Genomic DNA, 20298 nt, shown 5'->3' with positions numbered 1-20298 from the left:
TTTTTGACACGCCCGAGCGCGGGTGTGGGTGAACCGGTTCAACAGCTGTTGATCCAACGTTTTTATGAGTAAATAAAAGGAAAGCGAGTCAAGATGGCGGCACAAAAGATCCGCATTCGACTTAAGTCGTATGACCACGAGGTCATTGACTCATCGGCGCGCAAGATCGTGGACACGGTTACCCGTGCCGGCGCAACTGTAGTTGGACCAGTTCCACTGCCTACTGAGAAGAACGTGATTTGTGTAATCCGCTCTCCGCACAAGTACAAAGACAGCCGCGAGCACTTCGAGATGCGCACCCACAAGCGCGTCATCGACATCATTGACCCAACCCCCAAGGCGGTTGACTCACTGATGCGTCTGGATCTTCCTGCCGACGTCAACATCGAGATCAAGCTCTAAGGAAAATAAAGATGTCAACCGTAAATAGAACTGTCAAGGGATTGCTGGGTAAGAAACTCGGCATGACCCAGGTTTGGGACGCTAACAACAAGATGATTCCGGTCACCGTTGTCGAAGCCGGCTCAAACGTTGTCACCCAAATCAAGAGTCTTGAAACCGATGGCTACACCGCCGTGCAGGTTGCCTACGGAGCTATCGAGCCTCGCAAGGTGAACAAGCCAGAGACCGGTCACTTCACCAAGGCTTCCATTGCTCCTCGCAGATACCTTGCAGAGATCCGCACCAACGATGCTCACGAGTATTCAGTTGGTCAGGAAATTGGCGTTGAGGTATTCGAGGTTGGCTCAATGCTCGACGTAGTTGGAACCTCAAAGGGTAAGGGCTTCGCGGGACACATGAAGCGCCACGGTTTCCACGGTGTTGGTGCATCCCACGGTCAGCACAGAAACCACCGTAAGCCTGGATCCATTGGGGCAACCTCAACACCGGGTCGCGTATTCAAGGGAACCCGTATGGCTGGACGCATGGGAACCGACCGCGTGACCGCAATGAACTTGCAGCTTCACTCGGTGGATCTAGAAAAAGGTCTACTACTTATCAAGGGCGCAGTTCCAGGTCCTAAGGGTCAGCTAGTTTTCGTTCGCAACGCTGTGAAGGGAGCCTAGAAATCATGGCCGAAACAAACATCGACATCGTTGACGTAGCCGGTAAGAAGTCAGGCTCTGCTCAACTTCCTGCTGAAATCTTTGACGTCCAGACCAACGTTCCTCTGATGCACCAGGTTGTTGTTGCCCAGCAGGCAGCAGCTCGCCAGGGAACCCAGTCCACCTTGAAGCACAGCGAAGTTTCCGGTACTGGAAAGAAGCCTTTCAAGCAGAAGGGAACCGGACGCGCGCGTCAGGGTTCGCTTCGTTCCCCGCACATGCGTGGAGGTTACGTGACCCACGGTCCAAAGCCAAGAACCTATGAGCAGAGAACCCCTAAGAAAATGATTGCTGCTGCGATCAAGGGTGCACTTTCTGACCGCGCTCGCAATGGTCGTCTGCACGTAGTCGCAGAGCTATTCAAGGATGGCAAGCCATCCACCAAGTCAGCTGCGGGAATCATCGCGAACCTAACCAAGGGTCGCAACGCACTAATCGTGCTTGATAGAAGCGATGACCTGAGCTACAAGTCCCTGAGAAACCTGAAGCACGTTCACGTTCTGCCGGTTGACCAGGTCAACGCCTACGACGTTCTATTGAGCGACGACGTGGTGTTCACCAAGGCAGCCCTTGAGGTATTTATCGCTTCTCAAGACAAGAGCCCTATTTCACAGAAGGAGGGCTAACAAAAAATGACAGCCCTAAACAAGAACCCTCGCGACGTCATCTTGCGTCCGATCGTGTCCGAGAAGAGCTACAACCTGATTGACGAAGGTAAGTACACCTTCGAGGTTGACCCTCGCTCGAACAAGACCGAAATCAAGCAGGCCATCGAGCACATCTTCAAAGTGAAGGTAGCTTCCGTCAACACCTTGAACCGCGTTGGCAAAGAGAAGAAGACTCGCTTCGGCATTGGTAAGCGCAAGGACTCAAAGCGCGCCATCGTCACTCTAAAGACCGGCACCATTGACATCTTCTCGAGCATTGGTTAGGGGTAGGAAAATAAATGGGAATTCGTAAATACAAACCAACCACCCCGGGTCGTCGTGGCTCCTCGGTTTCTGACTTTGCCGAGATCACTCGCGGAACTCCTGAGAAGAGCTTGCTTCGTCCACTAAACAAAACCGGTGGCCGTAACTCCGCAGGAAGAATTACCACTCGTCACATCGGTGGAGGACATAAGCGCCAGTATCGCGTGATCGACTTCCGTCGCCACGACAAGGACGGCGTTCCGGCAAAGGTTGCTCACATTGAGTACGACCCGAACCGTACCGCAAACATTGCACTGCTTCACTACGCAGACGGAGAAAAGCGCTACATCATTGCTCCGAACAAGCTAAAGCAGGGCGACCGTATCGAGCAGGGACCTTCTGCCGACATCAAGCCAGGAAACAACCTTCCTTTGAAGAACATCCCGGTTGGTACCGTGATCCACGCCATCGAGCTAAAGCCAGGAGGCGGTGCCAAGATGGCTCGCTCAGCTGGAGCTGCAGTTCGCTTGGTTGCTAAGGATGGACCTTACGCACAGCTAAGACTTCCATCCGGTGAAATCAGAAACGTAGACGCTCGTTGCCGAGCAACCATTGGTGAAGTTGGCAACGCCGAGCAGTCCAACATCAACTGGGGTAAGGCGGGACGACTTCGTTGGAAGGGTGTCCGTCCAACCGTTCGTGGTGTTGTTATGAACCCGGTTGACCACCCGCACGGTGGTGGAGAAGGTAAAACTTCTGGTGGACGTCACCCAGTGACTCCTTGGGGTCAAAAAGAGGGAAGAACTCGTAAGCCGAAGCTTCCTTCAGACAAGATGATCGTCCGTCGCCGCACCGTTGGCAAGAAGCGCTAGTAGGGAAAGAAAAGACTATGCCTAGAAGTTTGAAGAAGGGTCCTTTCGTTGACGAGCACCTGTTCCAGAAGGTTGCGAAGCAGAACGAGGCCAGCACCAAGAATGTGATCAAGACCTGGTCGCGCCGCTCGATGATTGTTCCAGCCATGCTGGGTCACACAATTGCGGTTCACGATGGTCGTAAGCACATCCCAGTTTTCGTCACTGAGACCATGGTTGGTCACAAGCTTGGCGAATTTGCCCCAACCAGAACCTTCCGTGGACACGTGAAGGACGACAAGAAAGGACGTCGCGGTTAACCGCGGCGCCCAAAGAGAGAAGAGGTAAGACAAATGGAAGCAGTCGCACGTGTGCGTCACATCCGTGTCACCCCGATGAAGGCTCGTCGTGTCGTCAATCTAATCCGCGGCAAGCAGGCCTCAGAGGCAATGGCAATTTTGAAGTTCGCTCCGCAGCAGGCTTCTGAGCCAATCTTCAAGTTGGTTCAGTCGGCAGTTGCAAACGCCAAGGTTATTGCTGACAAGCAGAACCTGAGCGTTGACGAGGACGACCTATTCGTATCCCGCGCTTTCGTTGACGAAGGTACAACTCTGAAGAGGTTCATGCCTCGTGCTCAGGGCCGTGCTTTCCAGATCCTAAAGCGCACCAGCCACATCACCATCGTGGTTGCCACACCAGACGAACTAGTTGGCAACAAAGCCAGCGCGGGAACAAGGAGCAAGTAATGGGTCAGAAAGTAAACCCATACGGTTTTAGACTCGGCATCACGACCGATCACCGTTCACGTTGGTTCGCCGACTCAACCAAAAAGGGTCAGCGCTACCAGGACTACGTCACCGAGGACATTCGCATACGTCAGCTATTGACGCAGCGTCTGGACCGTGCCGGAGTTTCCCACATCGAGATCGAGAGAACTCGTGACCGCGTGCGCGTTGACATCCACACCGCTCGCCCAGGTCTAGTCATCGGTCGTCGCGGTCAGGAAGCCGAAGCAATTCGTGCGGACCTAGAGAAGCTTTCGGGCAAGCAGATTCAGCTAAACATCTTGGAAGTAAAAAACGCTGAGATGGACGCTCAGCTTGTTGCTCAGGGTGTTGCCGAGCAGCTTGCCTCCCGTGTTGCATTCCGTCGCGCTATGCGTAAGGGAATGCAGGGAGCAACCCGTCAGGGAGCGAAGGGTATTCGTATCCAGTGCTCCGGTCGCTTGGGTGGAGCAGAAATGAGCCGTAGCGAGTTCTACCGCGAAGGCCGTGTTCCACTTCATACTCTTCGCGCCAACATCGACTACGGCTTCTACGAGGCCAAGACCACCTTCGGTCGCATCGGTGTAAAGGTTTGGATCTACAAGGGTGACCTAACCGCTAAAGAACTAGCTCGCGAAACTGCAGCTGCTCCTAAGCAGGGTAGGCCTCGTCGCGAGGGTGGACCACGCGATTCAGCTCCTTCGCAGGCACCTGCTCCAGTAGCTGCAGCTGCTCCAGTTGCGGTGGCAGCTGAAGCCCCAGCTCAAGAAGCTCCAAAGAACGTGGAGGCGTAAACAAAAATGTTAATTCCTAGAAAAGTTAAGCACCGCAAGCAGCACCACCCGAAGCGTTCAGGCGCTGCAACCGGTGGAACTGTTGTGAGCTTTGGCGAGTGGGGAATCCAGGCGCTAACTCCTGCTTACGTGACCAACCGTCAGATCGAGGCAGCTCGTATCGCGATGACCCGTCACATCAAGCGTGGTGGAAAAGTTTGGATCAACATCTTCCCAGACCGTCCTCTAACCAAGAAGCCTGCAGAAACCCGTATGGGTTCCGGTAAGGGTTCCCCTGAGTGGTGGGTATCCAACGTGAAGCCTGGACGAGTTTTGTTCGAAGTTTCCGGTGTTACCGAGGCGTTGGCCAAGGAAGCTCTGACTCGTGCGATTCACAAGCTGCCGCTTAAGGCTCGCATCATCAAGAGAACGGAAGGTGACGCATAATGCCGATCGGCTCAAAGGATCTAATCGTTGACAACCTCGACAAGATCGAGGACTCGCTACTGATTGAGGAACTAAAAAAAGCTAAGGAAGAACTGTTCAACCTTCGCTTCCAGTCCGCAACTGGTCAGCTTGAGTCGCACGGAAGACTGCGCGCTGTAAAGCGCGACATCGCCCGCATCTACACAATCATTCGCGAGCGTGAGCTTGGCATCAGGGCTGTTCCAGCCGTTAGTGCCCCGGCTCCTTCAAAAGCCAAGAAGGCTGACAAGCCTGCCGATGCAGAAGCCGCTACGAAAGAAGCTGCTCCTAAAAAAGTAAAGACCGAAACTAAGGAGAGCAAGTAATGGCTGAGACCAAGAACGCTGCTGCAGAAGCTTCAAGCCGCGGCTACCGCAAGTCACGTCGTGGCTACGTAGTCAGCGACAAGATGAACAAGACCATCGTGGTACTGCTAGAGGACCGCGTAAAGCACCCGCTTTACGGCAAGGTTGTCACCCAGTCCAAGAAGGTCAAGGCTCACGATGAGTCAAACTCAGCCGGTATTGGAGACCTCGTTGTTATCAGCGAGACCCGTCCACTATCTGCTTCCAAGAACTGGCGTCTAGTAGAGATCGTCGAAAAAGCGAAGTAAGCAAACGGACAGCATCTTTTCTTTCGGAAAGATTTTGACCAACTAACAAGGAGTATGAAGTGATTCAGCAGGAATCTAGACTCAAGGTGGCCGACAACTCGGGTGCCAAGGAGTTGCTAGCAATCCGCATCCTCGGTGGCTCAGGCCGCCGCTATGCGGGTATCGGCGACTTGATTGTGGCATCCGTGAAGGACGCGATCCCTGGCGGAAACGTCAAGAAGGGTGAGGTCGTCAAGGCGGTTATCGTTCGAACCGTGAAGGAGACCCGTCGTGCCGATGGTTCTTACATCAAGTTCGATGAGAACGCAGCCGTCATCGTAAAGCCAGACGGCGAGCCTCGCGGAACCCGTATCTTTGGCCCAGTTGGTCGTGAGCTTCGCGACAAGAAGTTCATGAAAATCATTTCACTCGCACCGGAGGTTATCTAATCATGCCGAAAATCAAAAAAGGCGACCTAGTCCAGGTCATTTCCGGAGCCAAAGCTGACCGCGGTGGAGACCGCGGCAAGCAGGGCAAGGTTTTGTCTGTTGACTTTGTGAAAAACCGCGTAATCGTAGAAGGCGTCAACATGATGACCCGCCACAACAAGGTTGGTCAGACCGACAAGGGCGCAAGAACTGGCGGCATCGAGACTATGGAAGCTGCAATCCACATCTCGAATGTTGCCCTAATCGACCCAAGCACCAAGAAGCCAACTCGCATCGGATCGAAGGTTGAGACTGTCACCAAGGGTGGCAAGTCAAAGACCGTTCGCACCCGCATCGCGGTTAAGTCAGGTAAGGAAATCTAATGGCTGACGAAAAAGACACAGCTGCAGAGGCAACCGAAGCTCCAGCAACCGAGGTTCTAGTTGAGGACGTTGCTAAAGAGGAAGCTGCTTCGGAAGTAGTGGCAGAAAAGCCAGCAAAGGCAGAAAAGCCAGCCAAGGCCAAGGGTGAGAAGAAGCCCTATGTTCGCATCGAGCCAAGGCTTCAAAAGCGCTACCGCGCCGAGATCAAGGCTGAGCTTATGAAGGAATTTGACTTCAAGAACATCCACCAGGTTCCGGGGCTCACCAAGATCGTTGTGAACATGGGTGTTGGCGAAGCTGCCAAGGACGCCAAACTAATCGATGGTGCGGTTCGGGAACTTACCGCAATCACCGGTCAGAAGCCAAAGATCAATCTTGCAACCAAGTCCATCGCGCAGTTTAAGCTTCGCGAGGGTCAGGCAATTGGTTGTCATGTCACCCTTCGTGGGGATCGCATGTGGGAGTTTTTGGACAGGTTGCTAAACCTGGCCCTACCTCGTATTCGTGACTTCCGCGGACTTAGCCCAAAGCAGTTCGATGGCAATGGAAACTACACCTTCGGACTTACTGAGCAGAACGTGTTCCACGAAATCTCTCAGGATGACATCGATCGCGTACGCGGCATGGACATCACCATCGTGACAACCGCAAAGAGAAACGAAGAGGGCTTAGCGCTACTAACCGCGCTCGGCTTCCCATTCATCAAACCAAACAAGTAATCGGAGAGGTCCCAATAATGGGAAACCACCGAGGAAGGCACAAACCATGACAATGACAGATCCGGTCGCAGATTTTCTGACCCGGCTGCGCAATGCAAACTCGGCTCACCACGAGAGCGCTAGCTTGCCCTACAGCAAGCTAAAGGGCCAGATTGCTGAGATCCTCAAAAAAGAGGGTTACATCAAGAATTACTCAGTCGCAGATGCCGAGGTTGGTAAGACCCTTACCATCGATTTGAAGTATGGACCAAACCGCGAGAGATCAATCGCCGGTATCAAGAGAGTGTCCAAGCCAGGTCTTCGCGTTTACGCGAAGTCAACCGAGTTGCCACGTGTTTTGGGTGGACTGGGCATTGCCATTTTGTCAACATCATCAGGTCTGCTAACAGACCGTCAGGCTGCCAAGAAGGGAGTAGGCGGAGAAGTCATCGCCTACGTTTACTAAAGATGTCACGTATTGGAAAATCACCGATCCCGGTTCCAGCCGGCGTCGAAGTTAACATTTCTGGATCAGACGTGTCTGTGAAGGGCCCGAAGGGTCAGTTACAGCTAACGGTTGCATCCCCAATCACTGTTGCCCTGGCCGACGGCCAGGTCGTCGTGACCCGTCCAGACGACGAGCGAGCATCTCGCTCACTGCACGGACTAACCCGCACCCTGATTGCCAACCAGATTATTGGAGTCACTGAAGGATACTCAAAGGGCCTTGAGATTGTTGGAACCGGTTTCCGCGTTGCAGCCAAGGGCCAGGCTCTTGAATTCTCACTCGGCTACTCACACTCGATCACTGTTGACCCACCGGCTGGAATCTCATTCGCCGTTGAGGGAAACACCAAGATCACAGTGTCTGGTATCGACAAGCAGGCCGTTGGAGAAGTTGCAGCCAACATCAGAAAGCTTCGTAAGCCTGAGCCTTATAAGGGTAAGGGTGTTAGATACGCCGGCGAAGTTGTTCGTCGCAAGGCCGGAAAGAGTGGTAAGTAATCATGGGTCTAATTCCTAAACTACGCGGAAAGAGCTCAACAGCTGCTCGTGTCCGTCGTCACCTTCGTCTTCGCAAGAAGATCTCCGGAGACGCGATGCGCCCACGCATGGTTGTAACCCGATCCGCTCGACACATGCTTGTTCAGCTAGTCGATGACACTCAAGGTGTCACCCTGGCGTCAGTTTCCACCATGGAAAAAGATTTTCGCTCGATGAAGGGCGATAAGACCGAAAAGGCAACCAAGATCGGGCAAGCAATTGCCGATCGTGCCAAGAAGGCCGGAATTACCGAGGTGGTCTTTGACCGCGGCGGAAACAAGTATGCCGGTCGCATTCAGGCAGTTGCTGATGCAGCCCGCGAGGGAGGCCTGAAGCTATGAGCGAAGAAAACAAGGAGACCAACTTGGAAAACACCGAGGCTAGTGCCGCAACGGCTACCGCTGTAGCGGTTGAGCCAGCCGAGCGTGAAGCTCGTCGTGGTTCCAGAGACCGTGCACCACGAGGAGAGCGTCGCGACCGCGAAGAAACCAAGAGCCAGTTCTTAGAGCGGGTTGTAACAATCAACCGCGTTTCCAAGGTTGTAAAGGGTGGACGCCGCTTTAGCTTTACCGCACTTGTAGTTGTCGGAGACGGCAACGGCATGGTTGGAGTTGGCTACGGCAAGGCTAAAGAAGTTCCAGCAGCTATCGCCAAGGGTGTTGAAGAAGCCAAGAAGACCTTCTTCCGCGTTCCACGCGTTGGAAACACCATCCCGCACCCGGTTCAGGGTGAGGCAGCTGCCGGTGTAGTACTTCTTCGCCCAGATTCCGCCGGTACCGGAGTTATCGCCGGTGGTCCGGTTCGTGCAGTTTTGGAGTGTGCTGGCATTCACGATGTGCTTTCCAAGTCACTCGGATCCTCGAACACCCTAAACATCGTTCACGCCACCGTTGCAGCTCTGCGTCAGCTCGAAGAGCCATCTGCAGTAGCAGCTCGTCGCGGTTTGTCGATTGAGGAAGTGGCCCCTGCGGGACTACTTCGCGAGCAAAGAAAGGCTGTCTAGAGAAAATGGCTGCCCGTCTAAAAGTCACCCAGATCAAGTCCAAGATCAGTGAGAGACCAAACCAGGTCCACACTCTTCGAAGCCTTGGGCTGAAGCGAATTGGCGACATTGTCGTCAAGGAGGATACCCCGGTAGTTCGCGGCATGGTTAAGACCGTTGCCCACCTAGTAGTAGTCGAGGAGATCAACTAATGGCTGAAGAAAAGAAGCCTGCAGCAAAGCCAGCAGCTAAGAAGCCTGCTGCCGCCAAGCCTGCTGCTGAGAAGAAGCCAGCTGCTGCAAAGCCAACCGCCAAGCCTGCTGCCGCGAAGAAGCCTGCTGCCGCCAAGGCCGCTGCAAAGCCTGCCGCTGAGAAGAAGCCAGCTACCGAAAAGGCAGCTGCTAAGACTTCCGAGCTAGCAACCGAGAAGCCTGCTGCCGCCAAGGTAGAAAAGGTTGAGAAGGTAGTCAAGCTAGAGCGTCAGGCAAAGTCAAAGAAGAAAAAGGCAGAGCCTGCTGAGAAGTCTCCGATTCTTAAGCTGCACCACTTGCGTCCAGCTCCCGGATCAAAAACCGAGCGCACTCGCGTTGGTCGTGGAGAAGCTTCCAAGGGTAAGACCGCAGGTCGTGGAACCAAGGGAACCAAGGCTAGATACCAGGTTCGCCCAGGATTCGAAGGTGGTGGTGTTCGTCTAGTAATGAGAACCCCGAAGCTTCGTGGTTTCAAGAACCCGTTCCGAGTTGAGTACCAGGTTGTAAACCTAGAAAAACTTGTCGAGCACTTCCCACAGGGTGGAGCCGTGACCGTAAACGACCTAGTTTCTAAGGGTCTTGTTCGCAAGAACGAGCTTGTTAAGGTTCTGGGCTCCGGTGACATCTCGGTTAAGCTGGATGTAAAGGTTGACAAGGTCTCTGAGCAGGCAAAATCCAAGATTTTGGCTGCTGGCGGCTCCGTTAGCAAATAACACTGTAGCCAGGAGGCCTCAAGTTGATTAATGCTGTGATTCGTGCTTTTAGCACCCCGGATCTAAGACGCAAGCTGCTTTTCACGCTTGCGATTGTTGCGATCTTCCGCTTGGGCTCCTTTATTCCTGCTCCTTACGTTGACTATGGAAACGTACAGCAGTGTTTGGCACAAACCAACAACACCTCCGGTTTGTATGAGCTGGTGAACCTCTTCTCCGGAGGAGCGCTACTTCAGCTGTCAATCTTTGCGCTTGGAATCATGCCTTACATCACGGCTTCGATCATCACTCAGCTTCTTAGAGTGGTTATCCCTCGCTTTGAGACTCTCCACAAAGAAGGTCAGTCCGGTCAGGCAATTTTGACCCAGTACACCCGCTACCTAACCATTGCTTTGGGTCTATTGCAGTCCACCACTTTGGTTGCCGTTGCCCGTCAGGGAGCACTGTTTGGAGCGGACTGTGTGTTGCCGATTCTGACCGACTCATCTCCTTTGGCCATCACCATGATGGTTATCACCATGACCGCCGGCACCGGTTTGATCATGTGGCTCGGTGAGCTCGTGACCGAGCGCGGCGTTGGAAACGGTATGTCACTTCTTATCTTTGCCTCCATCGCATCTTCTTTCCCATCCTCCCTTTTGGCAATCGCCGAGACTCGCTCAATCGAGACTCTGATTGTTGTAATCGTGGTCGGTATTGGAATCGTTGGTTTGGTTGTTCTTGTCGAGCAGTCCCAAAGACGAGTTCCGGTTCAGTACGCCAAGCGCATGGTTGGAAGAAGGACCTATGGTGGTCAGTCCACCTACATTCCGATCAAGGTAAACATGGCTGGAGTTATCCCAGTTATCTTTGCCTCGAGCCTGCTGTACCTTCCGGCTCTTATCGCTCAGTTCAACCAGCCAGATGCAGAAGGAAGAGTTGACCCTTGGGTTCAGTGGGTTTCAAACTACCTGACCCAGGGAGATCACCCGCTGTATATGGCTTTGTACTTCTTCCTAATCATCGGGTTTACATACTTCTATGTTGCGATTACCTTCAACCCTGAAGAAGTATCCGACAACATGAAAAAGTACGGTGGATTTATCCCTGGTATTCGTGCCGGTCGTCCGACCACCGAATTCCTTGAGTACGTACTTTCTCGCGTGACCTTCCCGGGATCGATTTACCTAGGTCTGATCGCTTTGATTCCACTGGTTGCCTTCTCACTGGTTGGCGCCAACCAGAACTTCCCGTTCGGTGGAACTTCCATTTTGATCATCGTGGGCGTTGGGCTTGAGACAGTCAAGCAGATCAGCGCTCAGATGCAGCAGCGTAACTACGACGGTCTGCTGAAGTGATAAGGCTTCTCTTGATCGGCCCACCTGGGGCTGGCAAGGGAACCCAGGCTTCAAAACTGTCGGAAGTCTTTGGAATCCCAGCCATATCCACCGGGGACATCTTTCGCGAGAACGTAAAAAACGAAACTCCGCTTGGCCTTGAAGCTAAGTCGTATATGGATAGCGGTGCTTACGTTCCAGACTCGCTCACCAACGAACTGGTTCGCGACCGACTAAAAAACCCAGACTGCGCGAATGGATTCTTACTCGACGGTTACCCGAGAACCGCTGATCAGGTTAATGAGCTAGATGCAATCTTGCAAGAAACCAAGGGGTCGCTCGATGCCGTTATTCAATTAACCGCAGACCCAGATGAGGTTGTAAGGCGTCTTGCCAAGAGAGCAATCGATCAGGGCAGATCCGATGACACCGAAGATGTAATCAGAAACCGCATGGCGGTTTATGAGGAGCAAACTGCTCCCCTAATTACGATGTATGCGGCAAGGGGTTCTTTGGTAATGGTTGATGGCCTTGGTGAAATTGATGATGTGACCAACCGAATTGTGGAAGCACTCAACGCCAAGAGTCAGAGCTAGATTGTTCCTAGACAGTCAAGCAGAGTAAAAAATGTCCCGATCTGAATTTGAACTAAAAACGCCAGAGCAATTGATTGCTATGCGCAAAGCTGGACTGATTACTGCGAAAGCTTTGCAAGAGGTAAGAGAAGCTTGCGTTGCCGGGGTATCAACCGGTGAGCTCGATCGAATCGCTAACGAGACGATTGAGTCTTTTGGTGCTCACTCAAACTTCCAGCTCGTCGCAGGCTATAACCACACTATCTGCGCATCAATAAATCACGAGGTGGTGCACGGCATCCCGGCTCCAGAGAGAATTCTCGAGGCGGGGGACATTCTGTCGGTTGACTGCGGAGCACAGATCGACGGTTGGAACGGTGACAGCGCAATCACCATAATCGTTCCAAACCCGGACGGGTCTTTGCCGGAAACTGAAAAAGTAAAGTCAAGGCAAGAACTCTCCCGAGTGACCGAAGGTTCACTTTGGGCAGGCATCGCAGCTCTCGCGAAAGCTGAGCGGCTGAACGAAGTTGGGGCAGCCATCGAGGATTACATAGACGCTCAGGGAAAGTACGGGATCTTGGAAGATTACGTGGGTCACGGTATCGGTCGTAACATGCACGAGGAGCCCCCGGTCTATCACTTTCGGACCAAGGATCTGGGTCCTCTGGTTAGCCCGGGGCTAGCCGTTGCCATTGAACCGATGGTGACCGCGGGGTCTAATAAGACCAAGGTTTTGGCCGATGGTTGGACCGTGGTGAGCAAAGACAAATCCGATGCCTCGCACTGGGAGCACTCGATCGCCCTAACTGAGTCCGGGGTATGGGTATTGACCGCTCTGGATGGCGGAAAAGCCCGACTTGAGGCCCTCGGGGTGCCCTTTGGGGGGCTTTCGGAGTAGGAATTTAATTTCCTATTAGGCGTGTTTTAGCCTAAGCTTGAGGTTTGGCGCCGTAAGGGCAAAAATCCCATTTTTTGGATTGGTTTTTTGGTGCCTAAAAGACAAAGAAGATAAGTGAGGCTATGGCCAACAAAGACGGCGTCATTGAGATTGAGGGCTCGGTGGTTGAAGCTCTACCGAACGCAATGTTTCGAGTCGAGTTGACCAACGGACACAAGGTCTTGGCACATATCTCTGGAAAGATGCGACAGCACTACATTCGTATTCTTCCTGAGGACAAGGTCATTGTTGAACTGAGCACTTACGACCTCACCAGAGGTCGAATCATTTATCGCTACAAGTAAATCGGTTTTTTCAAAAAAGACCCTGAGGAAAAGTAAGAGACATGAAGGTTAACCCAAGCGTTAAGAAGATCTGCGACAAGTGCAAAGTTATTCGTCGCCACGGTCGCGTCATGATCATTTGCGAAAACCCTCGCCACAAACAGCGTCAGGGCTAAAGCCTTAGTTTCACAACAACTGAATATTTCCAATAGCTTTCCATCGGTAAGAAATTACCGAAACCTCCGGAGAAGGCCGGAGCTCAAAGAAATTTGAGGCGGTAAAGCTACAGACCTTCTAAGCAAACAGGAGTAATCCAAATGGCAAGAATTGCCGGCGTTGATATTCCACGTGACAAGCGTGTTGAAATCGCCCTAACCTACATCTACGGAATTGGTCGCACTCGTTCGGTCAAGACCCTAGAAGACACCAAGATTGACAAGAACATCCGAGTCAAGGATCTTTCCGACGAGCAGCTAATTGCTCTTCGTGATCACATCGAAGGTACTTACAAAACCGAGGGTGAACTTCGTCGTGACGTAGCAAGCGACATTCGCCGCAAGGTTGAAATCGGTAGCTACCAGGGAGTCCGCCACCGCAAGGGCCTTCCAGTCCACGGTCAAAGAACCAAGACCAACGCTCGTACTCGCAAGGGTCCAAAGCGCACCGTAGCCGGCAAGAAGAAGGCCGCTAAGTAGCGGGTCATAAAAGGACTTAGGAGAAAATCATGGCAGCAGCGAAGACAGCAGCTAAGGGCGCAGCCCGCAAGCCTCGTCGTAAAGAGAAAAAGAATGTCCAAGTTGGACAGGCTCACATCAAGTCGACTTTCAACAACACCATCATCTCGATCACCGACCCATCAGGTGCAGTTATCTCTTGGTCATCATCCGGTGACGTTGGTTTCAAGGGTTCCCGTAAGTCAACCCCGTTCGCAGCTCAGCTGGCAGCAGAATCTGCGGCCAAGAAGGCTCAGGAGCACGGACTCAAGAAGGTTGACGTATTTGTTAAGGGACCGGGTTCTGGTCGCGAGACTGCAATCCGTTCACTTCAGGCAGCAGGCCTAGAGGTCGGTTCGATTTCCGATGTGACCCCTCAGGCTCACAACGGTTGCCGCCCGCCAAAGCGTCGTCGCGTCTAACTATTTAGCTTCACTACCAACCGCAACAAACTGCCAAGTGGCCACTTGGCAGCCTAAACAAATGGACATCAAATAGCGGATGTTCAGCTGAAAGGAACCAAAGCAAGTGCTAATTGCTCAGCGCCCCACACTAAACGAAGAAGTTCTTTCATCCAACCGTTCCAGATTTGCTCTTGAGCCTCTGGAGCCAGGTTTTGGATACACACTTGGAAACTCACTGCGTCGCACCCTGCTCTCATCCATCCCGGGAGCTGCAGTCACCAACATCAGAATCGAAGGCGTAAGCCACGAGTTCTCAACTGTTGACTCAGTCAAGGAAGACGTCACCGAGATCATCTTGAACATCAAGGAACTGGTTGTCTCCTCAGAGAACGACGCTCCTGTTGTTGCACACCTAAAGAAGTCAACCGCGGGTGTTGTCACCGCAGCTGACATCCAGGCTCCAGCCGGAGTTGAGATTCACAACCCAGAGCTAGCTATCGCTACCTTGACCGGTAAGGGCAAGTTCGAAGTTGAGCTAATCATTGAGCGTGGCCGTGGCTACGTTCAGGCTTCCCAGAACAGAAACCCAGACTCTGACCCAGGGGTAATCCCAATCGACTCGATTTACTCACCTGTGCTAAAGGTGTCTTACCGCGTTGAGGCTACCCGTGCGGGAGAGTTCACCAACTTCGACAAGCTAATCGTTGACGTTGAGACCAAGCCTTCGATGACCCCGCGCGATGCAGTTGCATCAGCTGGATCAACCCTGGTTGAGCTATTTGGCTTGGCTAGAGAGTTGAACGAAGCAGCCGAGGGTATCGAGATCGGTCCAGCTCCGGTTGAGGCTGCACTCTCTCCAGAGCTAGCACTTCCAATCGAAGAGCTAGACCTAACAGTTCGTTCTTACAACTGCCTAAAGCGCGAGGGTATCAATACCGTCGCTGAGCTTATTGGGCTAACCGAAGAGCAGCTAATGAACATCAGAAACTTCGGATCCAAGTCAGTTGACGAGGTTCGCGACAAGCTGGTTTCCATGGGCCTTAGCTTCAAGGAGTCAGCGCCTGGTTTTGACGCTGCTTACTTCAGCGCCACCTACGAAGAAGAGGACCAGGTCTAAGACCTGAGCCTAGAAACACTAGAGGAGAAACAAAATGCCTACCCCAACCAAGGGCCCCCGTCTCGGTGGCGGACCAGCTCACGAAAGAATGTTGCTCAACAACATGGCTCGTTCGCTGTTCATCAATAAGTCCATCACCACAACCGAGACCAAGGCAAAGCGCCTTCGTCCAATCGCTGAGCGCCTAGTAACTTTCGCAAAGCGCGGTGACCTGCACTCTCGTCGTCGAGTAATGCAGTCGATCACCGACCGAAACGTAGTTCACGAGCTTTTTGTGAACATCGCACCCCTAGTAGCAGAACGCCAAGGCGGGTACACCCGCATAACCAAGCTTGGCTTCCGTAAGGGTGACAACGCTCCAATGGCGGTAGTCGAATTGGTTTTGGACCCAGTCCAGGCCAAGAAGATGAACAAAAAGCCAAAGCTTGAAAATGCTGTTAAGGCAGCGCCTAAAGCTCAAGCTCCGCTCGAGGAAGCAATAGCAGAAACTCCGGTCGAGGAAGTTGCAGTTGAAACTGCAGCTCCCGAGACAGTAGTTGAAGCACCGGCCGAGGCACCAGTTGCCGAAGCTGAAGCAACAGAGGTAGTAGCAGAGGCACCGGCGGCTGAAGAAGCTCCGGCTGCAGAGGCTGCAACCGAAGAAGCACCTGCTTCTGAAGAAGAGAGCAAGTAGTACCAAGGAAATGACAAAACCCGTTGACCTAAAGGTCGACGGGTTTAGTCGTTACCGGATTGACTTCGGCTACGACGGAACTGATTTCGCAGGTTTCGCGAAGCAGCCAGGGCATAGAACTGTTCAGTCAGAGCTGGTCAAGGGTCTCGAGGTAATCTTCGGTAAGTCCAACAAGGATTTTGGTATGAGAGTTGCCGGTAGAACCGACGCCGGTGTCCACGCTCAGCACCAGGTGGTGCATATTGATCTTTCCCCCTCTCAAATAAAGCGCATCGGGAGAAACCCGGATGTTGCAAGCCGAGTCAACACGGCTCTTCCGGAAGACATCAGAGTGTTCAGCTTTGAAAAGGCACCGGCCGGGTTTGACGCCAGGTACTCGGCGAGCTTTAGGAGGTACCGTTTCCGGATTGCCGACAAGTCAAGCTTTGTTGATCCGCTGCAGATTAGGTACGTCCTAAAGCTCAAGGTTGATCTTGATTTGAAGCTAATGCGACAGGCCGCAAAGCATATGGTTGGGCTTCATGACTTCGGGGCTTTTTGTAAGGCGCGGGCCGGAGCTTCGACCGTGAGAAGGATTCGGTATATCAAAATCAAGAGAAATCCAAAAGATGGCAACATCGTGGAGATCGAGCTGAAGGGTGACGCTTTTTGTCACAACATGGTTAGGTCCTTAACCGGGGCGCTGGTTGCTGTTGCCAGGGGTCGGGCAGAGGTTTCGGACGTCGTCGATAGGCTCAGCTCGGCTAGCCGGGTGGGGTCTTTCAAGGTCCTGGGGCCAAGGGGATTGAGTCTTATTGAGGTGGGCTACCCGAGGGACTCAAAACTTGCCGAACAGGCCGAAAAAGCCCGTAGATTGCGGTCTCTGGAGGAAAATTAGGGTTTGACCATAGAGCTTGGCAGGGGCTAAACTTGGAACTTGTTGCGGGTTCCTAGAGACCCCAAAATTTCAGGGTTTAAATCCTGGATGAACAAAATCGACTAAAGAAAAAGTAAGGCGAATTAGCGTGCGTACGTATTCACCAAAGGCTCACGAGCTAGATAACAAGTGGCTAATCATTGACGCCACCGATGTAGTCCTAGGCCGTTTGGCAAGCCAGGCAGCGACGCTGCTCCGTGGCAAGCACAAGCCAACCTTTGCTCCTCACATGGACAACGGTGACTTCGTGATTATCGTAAACGCCGACAAGGTTGCCCTTACCGGTTCAAAGCTCTTGCAGAAGAAGGCTTACCGTCACTCCGGTTACCCGGGTGGACTAACCGCTACTACTTACGCAGAACTCCTTGAGAAGTCCCCTGAGAAGGCCGTTGAAAAAGCCATCCGCGGAATGATTCCAAAGAACTCTCTAGGTCGCGACCAGCTTGCCAAGCTAAAGGTTTACCGCGGAGCAGAGCACCCGCATGCCGCACAGAAGCCAACCAAATTTGTTATTGATCAGGTGGCCCAGTAATAACTGGGACAGATAAGAAACTAGAGGAATACCTTGCCAAAGAACGAAACCGAAGCAGCAGTTTCTAGCTATTCAACAGAGTCTCCAGCAGATTCTGTCAAGACAGAAACCAAGAAGGTTAGAAAGCCACTGACTGTGCCAGGCAATGGCCTAGGTCGTCGCAAGGAAGCAATCGCACAGGTGCGCATGGTTCCAGGAACCGGCGTCATCAAGGTCAACGGTCGCGAGCTAGCAGAGTATTTCCCAAACAAGTTGCACCAGCAGCTGGTTCAGGATCCCTTCACAGTTCTAGAGCTGTCCGGCTCCTATGACGTAGTTGCCAAGATCACCGGTGGTGGCTCGGCTGGACAGGCTGGAGCACTTCGCCTAGGAATCGCTCGTGCGCTGAACCTAATCGACGAAGACAACAACCGCGCGACCCTAAAAAAGAATGGTTTTCTTTCCCGCGACTCCCGCATCAAGGAGCGTAAGAAGGCTGGACTTAAGAAGGCTCGAAAGGCTTCTCAGTTCTCCAAGCGTTAATCCAAGTTTTGGATTTCGCTAACTTACTATCATGGCTCGCCTATTCGGCACCGACGGGGTAAGAGGTCTCGCAAATAGAGACATTACCGTCGACTCCGCTCTAAAACTTGCTCAAGCAGCAGCCATCGTGCTTGGCGAAAAAGCCAGAAGCCGGGGTCAAAAACCAATTGCGGTTATTGGCCGCGATCCAAGAATCTCTGGCGAGTTTCTAGCAGCAGCAATTTCTTCCGGACTTGCCTCAAGCGGAGTTGACGTTTTTGACGCTGGAGTTTTACCAACACCGGCAACTGCTTTTTTGACAGCCGACCTAGACGCCGACTTCGGAGTCATGATCTCGGCTTCCCACAACCCCGCTCCGGATAACGGCATCAAATTCTTCTCGCGCGGTGGACACAAGCTTCCAGATGATGTCGAAGACCAGATTGAAGCAGCTTTGAGAAAGAAACCGCTTTCTCCGGTCGGTGCAGAAATTGGTCACGTGCAGCGCTTCGCCGATGCTGAAGATCGGTACCTAGTTCACCTGCTCGGAACTTTGCCAAACACCCTAAAGGGAATCAAGGTCGTGGTGGACTGTGCGAACGGTGCGGCAAGTGCGGTGTCTCCCGAGGCTTTCAAGGACGCCGGTGCGGAAGTGATCGTGATCGGAAACGATCCAGATGGTCACAACATAAACCTCGGGTGTGGATCTACTCATTTGAGTAGCCTGCAGGCAGCGGTACTAGAGCACAAGGCAGACATCGGCATCGCTCACGATGGCGACGCCGATAGAACACTTGCGGTTGATGAAACTGGCCAGGTGGTTGACGGAGATCAGATCATGGCCATTTTGGCAATGGCCGCCAAAGACAGGGGAGAGCTGGCAAGAAACACTTTGGTAGCAACCGTAATGAGCAACCTAGGTCTTCGACTTGCCATGAAGCAAGCCGGCATTGAAATGATTGAAACCAGGGTTGGCGACCGATATGTTCTCGAGCAAATTCGTGAAGGCGGCTACACCCTGGGAGGCGAGCAGTCGGGACATCTAATCTTTTCGCAATTTGCAACCACCGGTGATGGCATCTTGACGGGTCTTCAGCTAGTTGCCCAGATGGCTTCAACCGGCAAGAGTCTAAAAGAGCTTGCTTCGGTGATGAGCGTCTACCCACAGGTACTCATAAATGTTCCAGGCGTTGACCGCTCGGGCGTTGAAACCAACGCCGAATTACAAAAGGTTGTTCAAGAAGCCGAGAAAGAGCTCAGCGAGAACGGTCGGGTTCTGCTTCGAGCTTCAGGGACAGAACCACTGGTTCGCGTTATGGTCGAGGCCATGGAATCGGGAACCGCTCAGAGCTGGGCGGAGAGAATAGCTCGAGTCGTTGAGCGCGAACTAAAGCTTTCTTAGAAGAACTGATTCCACAGCGTGCTTATCGCCCTTTTTTAGAACCAGTGTTGCCCTCGAGCGAGTCGGCAAGATGTTCTCCGTCAGATTTGGCAAGTTGATGCTTTGCCAAATCTCAGCGGCCTTCTCTAGAGCCTTATCAAGGGGCATCTCGGCGTAGCGGTGGAAATAGCTGGCGGGGTTTGTGAAGGCTGATTCTCGAAGCTCATGGAAGCGATTTAGAAACCAATTAGAGATGTTTTGCGTTTCTGCATCAACGAAGATCTTGAAGTCAAAGTAATCGCTAAGTGTAACTTCCTGATCGGGTCCGGGGGATTGCAAAACATTCAGCCCCTCGATGATCACCACATCTGGTGAGCCAACGGTTTCAAACTTATCTGGAACTATGTCGTAGGTTAGGTGCGAATAGATTGGCGCCTGAACGTTTTCCTTTCCACTTTTGATGTCCGCAACAAAGTTTAGGAGAGCCATTCGGTCATAAGATTCCGGAAACCCCTTGCGGTGCATCAGGGAACGTTTTTCAAGCTCATGGTTTGGATATAAAAAACCATCGGTTGTTATAAGGGCAACCTTCGGAGTTCCCTCCCAGCGTGTGAGTAATTCTCGAAGCAATCTAGAGACGGTTGATTTTCCGACCGCAACCGAACCGGCGATGCCGATAATGAAAGGAACTTTTGCACTTCTTTCTCCAAGGAAATTGCTGGTTGCTTTGTGAAGTTTGGAGTACTCGGAGACGTAGATGTTTAGGAATCTAGACAGTGGGAGGTAGACCTCACGGACTTCTTTTATGTCTAGGAAATCACCCAGGCCCCTAATCTGAGCGATCTCGGCCTCGGTTAGGGGAAGCTCGGTGCTATTGCCAAGTTCGGCCCAATCGGCACGGGAAATTTCAACAAAAGGCGTTGGGTTGGCGCTTTGTTTGCTTGTTGGCGTAGCCGAAGAGTTCACAACAAGCCATTCTGCCGTA

34 protein-coding genes are annotated in these 20298 nt (G+C 52.6%); 33 read left to right on the top strand and 1 reads right to left on the bottom strand.

What is annotated here, in order from left to right:
* Window positions 1-93: 93 nt before the first annotated feature.
* From rpsJ to glmM, 33 genes are all read left to right on the top strand, one after another.
* Window positions 94-402 carry a 30S ribosomal protein S10 gene (gene rpsJ, locus WAO31_RS05625; protein ID WP_213342623.1) on the top strand — a complete coding sequence of 103 codons (309 nt, stop codon included), beginning with the start codon at window positions 94-96 and terminating at the stop codon, window positions 400-402.
* Between the two features lie 11 nt (window positions 403-413).
* The gene (gene rplC, locus WAO31_RS05620; protein WP_509591286.1) at window positions 414-1067 is read left to right on the top strand and encodes a 50S ribosomal protein L3; all 654 of its coding nucleotides are present in this window, start codon (window positions 414-416) and stop codon (window positions 1065-1067) included.
* Window positions 1068-1072: 5 nt separating this feature from the next.
* Window positions 1073-1732: a 50S ribosomal protein L4 gene (gene rplD / locus WAO31_RS05615; protein WP_509591284.1), complete on the top strand. Its 660-nt coding sequence runs from the start codon at window positions 1073-1075 to the stop codon at window positions 1730-1732.
* Window positions 1733-1738: 6 nt separating this feature from the next.
* A complete protein-coding gene (gene rplW / locus WAO31_RS05610) occupies window positions 1739-2038 on the top strand; it encodes a 50S ribosomal protein L23 (protein ID WP_509591282.1) in 300 nt (99 codons plus the stop codon).
* Window positions 2039-2052: 14 nt separating this feature from the next.
* On the top strand, window positions 2053-2889 hold the full coding sequence (rplB, locus tag WAO31_RS05605) for a 50S ribosomal protein L2 (RefSeq protein WP_509591280.1): 837 nt from the start codon (window positions 2053-2055) through the stop codon (window positions 2887-2889).
* 17 nt (window positions 2890-2906) lie between these two features.
* Window positions 2907-3188 carry a 30S ribosomal protein S19 gene (gene rpsS, locus WAO31_RS05600; RefSeq protein WP_509591278.1) on the top strand — a complete coding sequence of 94 codons (282 nt, stop codon included), beginning with the start codon at window positions 2907-2909 and terminating at the stop codon, window positions 3186-3188.
* Window positions 3189-3221: 33 nt separating this feature from the next.
* Complete coding sequence (gene rplV, locus WAO31_RS05595) at window positions 3222-3614, top strand: 50S ribosomal protein L22 (protein ID WP_509591276.1); 393 nt, start codon at window positions 3222-3224, stop codon at window positions 3612-3614.
* Window positions 3614-4426: a 30S ribosomal protein S3 gene (rpsC, locus tag WAO31_RS05590; RefSeq protein WP_509591274.1), complete on the top strand. Its 813-nt coding sequence runs from the start codon at window positions 3614-3616 to the stop codon at window positions 4424-4426. The genes rplV and rpsC overlap by 1 nt, the downstream gene beginning before the upstream one ends.
* 6 nt (window positions 4427-4432) lie before the next feature.
* A complete protein-coding gene (gene rplP / locus WAO31_RS05585) occupies window positions 4433-4852 on the top strand; it encodes a 50S ribosomal protein L16 (RefSeq protein WP_509591272.1) in 420 nt (139 codons plus the stop codon).
* Window positions 4852-5196, top strand: a complete 345-nt coding sequence (gene rpmC / locus WAO31_RS05580; RefSeq protein ID WP_509591269.1) for a 50S ribosomal protein L29 — start codon at window positions 4852-4854, stop codon at window positions 5194-5196. The genes rplP and rpmC overlap by 1 nt, the downstream gene beginning before the upstream one ends.
* Window positions 5196-5483, top strand: a complete 288-nt coding sequence (rpsQ, locus tag WAO31_RS05575) for a 30S ribosomal protein S17 (protein ID WP_509591267.1) — start codon at window positions 5196-5198, stop codon at window positions 5481-5483. The genes rpmC and rpsQ overlap by 1 nt, the downstream gene beginning before the upstream one ends.
* Window positions 5484-5542: 59 nt before the next feature.
* Window positions 5543-5911, top strand: coding sequence for a 50S ribosomal protein L14 (rplN, locus tag WAO31_RS05570; protein WP_509591265.1), 369 nt, complete (start codon window positions 5543-5545; stop codon window positions 5909-5911).
* Between the two features lie 2 nt (window positions 5912-5913).
* Complete coding sequence (gene rplX / locus WAO31_RS05565; RefSeq protein WP_509591263.1) at window positions 5914-6273, top strand: 50S ribosomal protein L24; 360 nt, start codon at window positions 5914-5916, stop codon at window positions 6271-6273.
* Window positions 6273-6992, top strand: coding sequence for a 50S ribosomal protein L5 (gene rplE, locus WAO31_RS05560; RefSeq protein ID WP_509591260.1), 720 nt, complete (start codon window positions 6273-6275; stop codon window positions 6990-6992). The genes rplX and rplE overlap by 1 nt, the downstream gene beginning before the upstream one ends.
* Window positions 6993-7038: 46 nt before the next feature.
* Window positions 7039-7437 (top strand): 30S ribosomal protein S8, encoded by a 399-nt coding sequence (rpsH, locus tag WAO31_RS05555; protein ID WP_509591257.1) that lies wholly within the window; start codon window positions 7039-7041, stop codon window positions 7435-7437.
* 2 nt (window positions 7438-7439) lie between these two features.
* Window positions 7440-7976 (top strand): 50S ribosomal protein L6, encoded by a 537-nt coding sequence (rplF, locus tag WAO31_RS05550; RefSeq protein WP_509591254.1) that lies wholly within the window; start codon window positions 7440-7442, stop codon window positions 7974-7976.
* 2 nt (window positions 7977-7978) lie between these two features.
* Entirely contained in the window at window positions 7979-8356 is a 378-nt protein-coding gene (gene rplR, locus WAO31_RS05545) for a 50S ribosomal protein L18 (RefSeq protein WP_509591252.1), read from the top strand.
* Entirely contained in the window at window positions 8353-9018 is a 666-nt protein-coding gene (rpsE, locus tag WAO31_RS05540) for a 30S ribosomal protein S5 (RefSeq protein ID WP_509591250.1), read from the top strand. Before rplR ends, rpsE begins: the two co-directional genes overlap by 4 nt.
* Before the next feature lie 5 nt (window positions 9019-9023).
* The gene (rpmD, locus tag WAO31_RS05535) at window positions 9024-9209 is read left to right on the top strand and encodes a 50S ribosomal protein L30 (RefSeq protein WP_509591248.1); all 186 of its coding nucleotides are present in this window, start codon (window positions 9024-9026) and stop codon (window positions 9207-9209) included.
* Window positions 9209-9961: a 50S ribosomal protein L15 gene (gene rplO / locus WAO31_RS05530; RefSeq protein WP_509591246.1), complete on the top strand. Its 753-nt coding sequence runs from the start codon at window positions 9209-9211 to the stop codon at window positions 9959-9961. Before rpmD ends, rplO begins: the two co-directional genes overlap by 1 nt.
* Before the next feature lie 23 nt (window positions 9962-9984).
* Window positions 9985-11298, top strand: coding sequence for a preprotein translocase subunit SecY (gene secY / locus WAO31_RS05525; RefSeq protein WP_509591244.1), 1314 nt, complete (start codon window positions 9985-9987; stop codon window positions 11296-11298).
* Window positions 11295-11873 (top strand): adenylate kinase, encoded by a 579-nt coding sequence (locus WAO31_RS05520; protein WP_509591242.1) that lies wholly within the window; start codon window positions 11295-11297, stop codon window positions 11871-11873. The genes secY and WAO31_RS05520 overlap by 4 nt, the downstream gene beginning before the upstream one ends.
* Window positions 11874-11904: 31 nt before the next feature.
* Window positions 11905-12753 (top strand): type I methionyl aminopeptidase, encoded by an 849-nt coding sequence (gene map / locus WAO31_RS05515; RefSeq protein ID WP_509591240.1) that lies wholly within the window; start codon window positions 11905-11907, stop codon window positions 12751-12753.
* Between the two features lie 122 nt (window positions 12754-12875).
* A complete protein-coding gene (gene infA, locus WAO31_RS05510) occupies window positions 12876-13097 on the top strand; it encodes a translation initiation factor IF-1 (RefSeq protein ID WP_506558026.1) in 222 nt (73 codons plus the stop codon).
* Between the two features lie 41 nt (window positions 13098-13138).
* Window positions 13139-13252, top strand: coding sequence for a 50S ribosomal protein L36 (rpmJ, locus tag WAO31_RS05505; protein WP_509591238.1), 114 nt, complete (start codon window positions 13139-13141; stop codon window positions 13250-13252).
* Between the two features lie 141 nt (window positions 13253-13393).
* The gene (gene rpsM, locus WAO31_RS05500; RefSeq protein ID WP_509591235.1) at window positions 13394-13771 is read left to right on the top strand and encodes a 30S ribosomal protein S13; all 378 of its coding nucleotides are present in this window, start codon (window positions 13394-13396) and stop codon (window positions 13769-13771) included.
* 29 nt (window positions 13772-13800) lie between these two features.
* On the top strand, window positions 13801-14211 hold the full coding sequence (gene rpsK, locus WAO31_RS05495; RefSeq protein WP_509591232.1) for a 30S ribosomal protein S11: 411 nt from the start codon (window positions 13801-13803) through the stop codon (window positions 14209-14211).
* A gap of 106 nt (window positions 14212-14317) precedes the next feature.
* Window positions 14318-15310, top strand: coding sequence for a DNA-directed RNA polymerase subunit alpha (locus WAO31_RS05490; protein WP_509591229.1), 993 nt, complete (start codon window positions 14318-14320; stop codon window positions 15308-15310).
* Between the two features lie 34 nt (window positions 15311-15344).
* A complete protein-coding gene (rplQ, locus tag WAO31_RS05485; protein WP_509591226.1) occupies window positions 15345-15983 on the top strand; it encodes a 50S ribosomal protein L17 in 639 nt (212 codons plus the stop codon).
* Window positions 15984-15993: 10 nt separating this feature from the next.
* Window positions 15994-16860 carry a tRNA pseudouridine(38-40) synthase TruA gene (gene truA / locus WAO31_RS05480; protein WP_509591224.1) on the top strand — a complete coding sequence of 289 codons (867 nt, stop codon included), beginning with the start codon at window positions 15994-15996 and terminating at the stop codon, window positions 16858-16860.
* 127 nt (window positions 16861-16987) lie between these two features.
* Window positions 16988-17431 (top strand): 50S ribosomal protein L13, encoded by a 444-nt coding sequence (gene rplM / locus WAO31_RS05475; protein ID WP_509591221.1) that lies wholly within the window; start codon window positions 16988-16990, stop codon window positions 17429-17431.
* Between the two features lie 33 nt (window positions 17432-17464).
* Window positions 17465-17953: a 30S ribosomal protein S9 gene (gene rpsI / locus WAO31_RS05470; RefSeq protein WP_509591218.1), complete on the top strand. Its 489-nt coding sequence runs from the start codon at window positions 17465-17467 to the stop codon at window positions 17951-17953.
* A 31-nt stretch (window positions 17954-17984) separates the two neighbouring features.
* Window positions 17985-19334 carry a phosphoglucosamine mutase gene (glmM, locus tag WAO31_RS05465; protein WP_509591216.1) on the top strand — a complete coding sequence of 450 codons (1350 nt, stop codon included), beginning with the start codon at window positions 17985-17987 and terminating at the stop codon, window positions 19332-19334.
* Here glmM and coaA read toward each other — a convergent pair.
* The gene (gene coaA, locus WAO31_RS05460) at window positions 19320-20279 is read right to left on the bottom strand and encodes a type I pantothenate kinase (protein WP_509591213.1); all 960 of its coding nucleotides are present in this window, start codon (window positions 20277-20279) and stop codon (window positions 19320-19322) included. The genes glmM and coaA overlap by 15 nt on opposite strands.
* Window positions 20280-20298 lie beyond the last annotated feature (19 nt).

Source organism: Rhodoluna sp. (assembly GCF_049276775.1).
Lineage (GTDB): Bacteria > Actinomycetota > Actinomycetes > Actinomycetales > Microbacteriaceae > Rhodoluna.
The sequence above is the reverse complement of the archived record's forward strand: the minus strand, read 5'-3'. Positions and strand labels throughout refer to the sequence as shown.

Coding starts and splice junctions, on each gene's coding strand:
- rplV (WP_509591276.1), top strand. CDS start 3,222: ATGGAAGCAGTCGCACGTGTGCGTCACATCCGTGTCACCCCGATGAAG.
- rplC (WP_509591286.1), top strand. CDS start 414: ATGTCAACCGTAAATAGAACTGTCAAGGGATTGCTGGGTAAGAAACTC.
- rpmD (WP_509591248.1), top strand. CDS start 9,024: ATGGCTGCCCGTCTAAAAGTCACCCAGATCAAGTCCAAGATCAGTGAG.
- rplR (WP_509591252.1), top strand. CDS start 7,979: ATGGGTCTAATTCCTAAACTACGCGGAAAGAGCTCAACAGCTGCTCGT.
- map (WP_509591240.1), top strand. CDS start 11,905: ATGTCCCGATCTGAATTTGAACTAAAAACGCCAGAGCAATTGATTGCT.
- rplX (WP_509591263.1), top strand. CDS start 5,914: ATGCCGAAAATCAAAAAAGGCGACCTAGTCCAGGTCATTTCCGGAGCC.
- rpsS (WP_509591278.1), top strand. CDS start 2,907: ATGCCTAGAAGTTTGAAGAAGGGTCCTTTCGTTGACGAGCACCTGTTC.
- rplE (WP_509591260.1), top strand. CDS start 6,273: ATGGCTGACGAAAAAGACACAGCTGCAGAGGCAACCGAAGCTCCAGCA.
- rpmJ (WP_509591238.1), top strand. CDS start 13,139: ATGAAGGTTAACCCAAGCGTTAAGAAGATCTGCGACAAGTGCAAAGTT.
- truA (WP_509591224.1), top strand. CDS start 15,994: ATGACAAAACCCGTTGACCTAAAGGTCGACGGGTTTAGTCGTTACCGG.
- rplW (WP_509591282.1), top strand. CDS start 1,739: ATGACAGCCCTAAACAAGAACCCTCGCGACGTCATCTTGCGTCCGATC.
- glmM (WP_509591216.1), top strand. CDS start 17,985: ATGGCTCGCCTATTCGGCACCGACGGGGTAAGAGGTCTCGCAAATAGA.
- rpmC (WP_509591269.1), top strand. CDS start 4,852: ATGCCGATCGGCTCAAAGGATCTAATCGTTGACAACCTCGACAAGATC.
- rpsJ (WP_213342623.1), top strand. CDS start 94: ATGGCGGCACAAAAGATCCGCATTCGACTTAAGTCGTATGACCACGAG.
- rplP (WP_509591272.1), top strand. CDS start 4,433: ATGTTAATTCCTAGAAAAGTTAAGCACCGCAAGCAGCACCACCCGAAG.
- rplB (WP_509591280.1), top strand. CDS start 2,053: ATGGGAATTCGTAAATACAAACCAACCACCCCGGGTCGTCGTGGCTCC.
- rpsE (WP_509591250.1), top strand. CDS start 8,353: ATGAGCGAAGAAAACAAGGAGACCAACTTGGAAAACACCGAGGCTAGT.
- rpsC (WP_509591274.1), top strand. CDS start 3,614: ATGGGTCAGAAAGTAAACCCATACGGTTTTAGACTCGGCATCACGACC.
- rpsK (WP_509591232.1), top strand. CDS start 13,801: ATGGCAGCAGCGAAGACAGCAGCTAAGGGCGCAGCCCGCAAGCCTCGT.
- rpsM (WP_509591235.1), top strand. CDS start 13,394: ATGGCAAGAATTGCCGGCGTTGATATTCCACGTGACAAGCGTGTTGAA.
- rpsQ (WP_509591267.1), top strand. CDS start 5,196: ATGGCTGAGACCAAGAACGCTGCTGCAGAAGCTTCAAGCCGCGGCTAC.
- rplD (WP_509591284.1), top strand. CDS start 1,073: ATGGCCGAAACAAACATCGACATCGTTGACGTAGCCGGTAAGAAGTCA.
- rplO (WP_509591246.1), top strand. CDS start 9,209: ATGGCTGAAGAAAAGAAGCCTGCAGCAAAGCCAGCAGCTAAGAAGCCT.
- rpsH (WP_509591257.1), top strand. CDS start 7,039: ATGACAATGACAGATCCGGTCGCAGATTTTCTGACCCGGCTGCGCAAT.
- infA (WP_506558026.1), top strand. CDS start 12,876: ATGGCCAACAAAGACGGCGTCATTGAGATTGAGGGCTCGGTGGTTGAA.
- rplF (WP_509591254.1), top strand. CDS start 7,440: ATGTCACGTATTGGAAAATCACCGATCCCGGTTCCAGCCGGCGTCGAA.
- rplQ (WP_509591226.1), top strand. CDS start 15,345: ATGCCTACCCCAACCAAGGGCCCCCGTCTCGGTGGCGGACCAGCTCAC.